This is a genomic window from Coprobacter sp., from assembly GCF_982436375.1.
On record NZ_CEWDCG010000282.1, the window covers coordinates 1 to 2,906 of the forward strand.

A 2,906-nucleotide genomic window follows, 5' to 3' on the forward strand; every position below is an offset into this window, starting at 1 on the left:
TAACCCAAAAGAAAAATCGCAAATACAATACTCCCGATTCCACCGACATGAAATATCATGCTCAAGCTCTTGCGGCATTAAAAGACAGCACTTTTGTTTTCAACACGAACCAAATCATTTTTAATAACGGAATCAGTACATCTGTAAGTTCTGTAACCAATTTTATTTCCCTAAATAAAAATCGGGTAGTCATACAAATAGCATTTGATATTCCATATATAGGATATAACGGTTTAGGAGGCATTACGGTAGAAGGACATATCTCGACCGTTAAAATGAGAACGGACAAAAAGGGTTTCACCCGTTATGAATTTTATGCAAACGGAACAGGTATTTCTGCCAGAGTCGAATTGACCTTACATCCGACAAATAACTCTGCAACAGCAATTATTTCTCCGAATTTCAACAGCAAACAATTAAATTTGAACGGAAGCATATCTCCTATGAACAAAGCCTATATTTATAAAGGAACGTCTCTATAACTGCAAAAATTTCGGAACAATTTCTTCCCAAAACAATTAAAATGAGAAATACGCTCCAAATTTCTTATTTTATGACACATTTACACCTTAGTGTACGCTATTCTTTCTGTATATTTGTAATATAAATTTTAACCTCCTAACAAAATACGATGAAAGAGAAAATATTTTTTTTGATATGCTTTCTATGCATATCATGTATGACAAAAGCCGAAAGCAAACAAGTAATCAAAATCAGTACGGACGACATAGACTTAATCTATAAAGTCGGGGAGAACAATCGTCTCTACCAAAGTTATTTGGGAAAGAAGTTACTTCATACATCCGATATTGCCTATTTGCCACAAGGCACAGAAGCTTATCTTACACACGGCATGGAAGACTACTTCGAGCCGGCAATTCATGTAGTTCATAATGACGGAAATCCTTCTTTACTACTAAAATATATATCCCATACCGAAAAACAACTTTCACCGGGCGTAAATGAAACAATTATCACCTTGCAAGACGATAAATATCCCGTCACGGTAAAACTGCACTATATAACTTATCAAAAAGAGAACCTGATTAAAACATTTACAGAGATCAGTCATCAAGAAAAGAAACCGGTAGAGCTACACAAATATGCGTCTTCAATGCTGCACTTGAATCGAAATAGATATTTCCTGACTGAATTTTCAGGAGATTGGGCAAGTGAAGTACACATGAAAGAACAACCTCTGGAATTCGGAAAAAAAATACTCGACTCCAAATTAGGGTCTCGCTCCAACATGTTTTGCTCTCCTTTCTTCCAACTCTCTTTAGACGGGAAAGCAGAAGAAAACCAAGGAGAAATACTGGTCGGCACATTAGGATGGACCGGAAATTTCCGCTTTACATTCGAAATAGATAATAAAAATGAATTACGTGTTATATCGGGAATCAATCCGTACGCATCAGAATATAGCTTGAAACCGAACGAAATTTTCCGTACTCCGGATTTTTATTTCACCTATAGTTTTTCAGGTAAAGGTCAAGCAAGCCGAAATTTTCATGACTGGGCACGAAAATATCAGGTCAAAGACGGAGAAAAAAGCCGTATGACCTTATTAAACAACTGGGAAGCTACATACTTCGATTTCAATGAAGAAAAACTCGTAGAATTAATGGATGACGCTGTAGAATTGGGTGTAGATATGTTTTTGCTCGATGATGGTTGGTTTGCTAATAAATACCCGCGTAGCAGTGATCACCAAGGTTTGGGAGACTGGGAAGAAACGTCAGACAAGCTTCCCAACGGTATCGGATACTTGACAGAAACCGCAAAGAAAAAAGGGATTAAATTCGGTTTATGGATCGAGCCGGAAATGGTGAATCCCAAAAGCGAACTATATGAAAAACATAAAGACTGGGTTATCCATTTACCTAACCGTGATGAATATTATTTCCGTAATCAATTAGTATTGGATTTAAGTAATCCGAAAGTACAAGATCATGTTTTTAATGTAGTCGACAATTTAATGACCAAATACCCGGATATTGCTTTCTTCAAATGGGATTGTAACAGTCCGATTACCAACATTTATTCTGTTTATCTTAAGGACAAGCAATCTCATTTATATATTGATTATGTCCGAGGACTCTACAACGTACTGGATCGAATAAAAAACAAATATCCCGATCTGCCGATGATGCTTTGTTCCGGAGGAGGAGGACGATCAGATTATGAAGCTTTACAATATTTTACGGAATTCTGGGCAAGCGATAATACCGATCCGATAGAAAGACTATTCATTCAATGGGGATTCTCTCAAATTTTTCCGTCAAAGGTCATGTGTGCACATGTCACCACATGGAATAAAAATAGCAGTATAAAATTCCGGACAGATGTTGCCATGATGTGTAAACTCGGCTTCGACATAAAATTAACGGATATGAACGAGAATGAAAAATCCTATTGTCAATCGGCAGTAAAGAATTATAATCGATTAAAACCCATTATTTTAGATGGAGACATGTATCGTTTGGTATCTCCTTACGATGGGAATCATACCTCAACTATGTATGCAAGCAAAGATAACAATAAAGCCGTAATTTTTGCATTCGATATACACCCCCGCTATGCCGAAAAAACATTGCCTGTACGCCTGCAAGGATTAGATCCGAATAAAATGTACCGTGTAAAAGAAATCAATCTGATGCCGGGAATGAACTCTTCCTTACCGGATAACGGGAAACTTTTATCCGGAGATTTCTTAATGACTGTCGGATTAAATCTATTTACCGCACAGCAACTTAACAGTCGTGTAATCGAAGTTTCAGCGGATAACTAATTTAAAGAATATACTCAATCAAATAAAAAAACTTCCATAAAAAGAAAAAAGCTGCCTCATTTTGTACTGCACCCCAAAAGTTAGACACAAAACTTTTGGGGTGTTTTTTATGAAG

General features: G+C 36.6%; 2 protein-coding genes. Both read left to right on the forward strand.

The annotated features are described in order from the left end of the window. Positions 1-482, forward strand: a 482-nt coding sequence (locus tag AC1WHX_RS11625; RefSeq protein ID WP_481229419.1) for a DUF4251 domain-containing protein, incomplete at its 5' end; no start/stop codon positions are given. A gap of 149 nt (positions 483-631) precedes the next feature. After that, positions 632-2,791, forward strand: coding sequence for an alpha-galactosidase (locus AC1WHX_RS11630; protein ID WP_122337499.1), 2,160 nt, complete (start codon positions 632-634; stop codon positions 2,789-2,791). Positions 2,792-2,906: the final 115 nt, after the last annotated feature.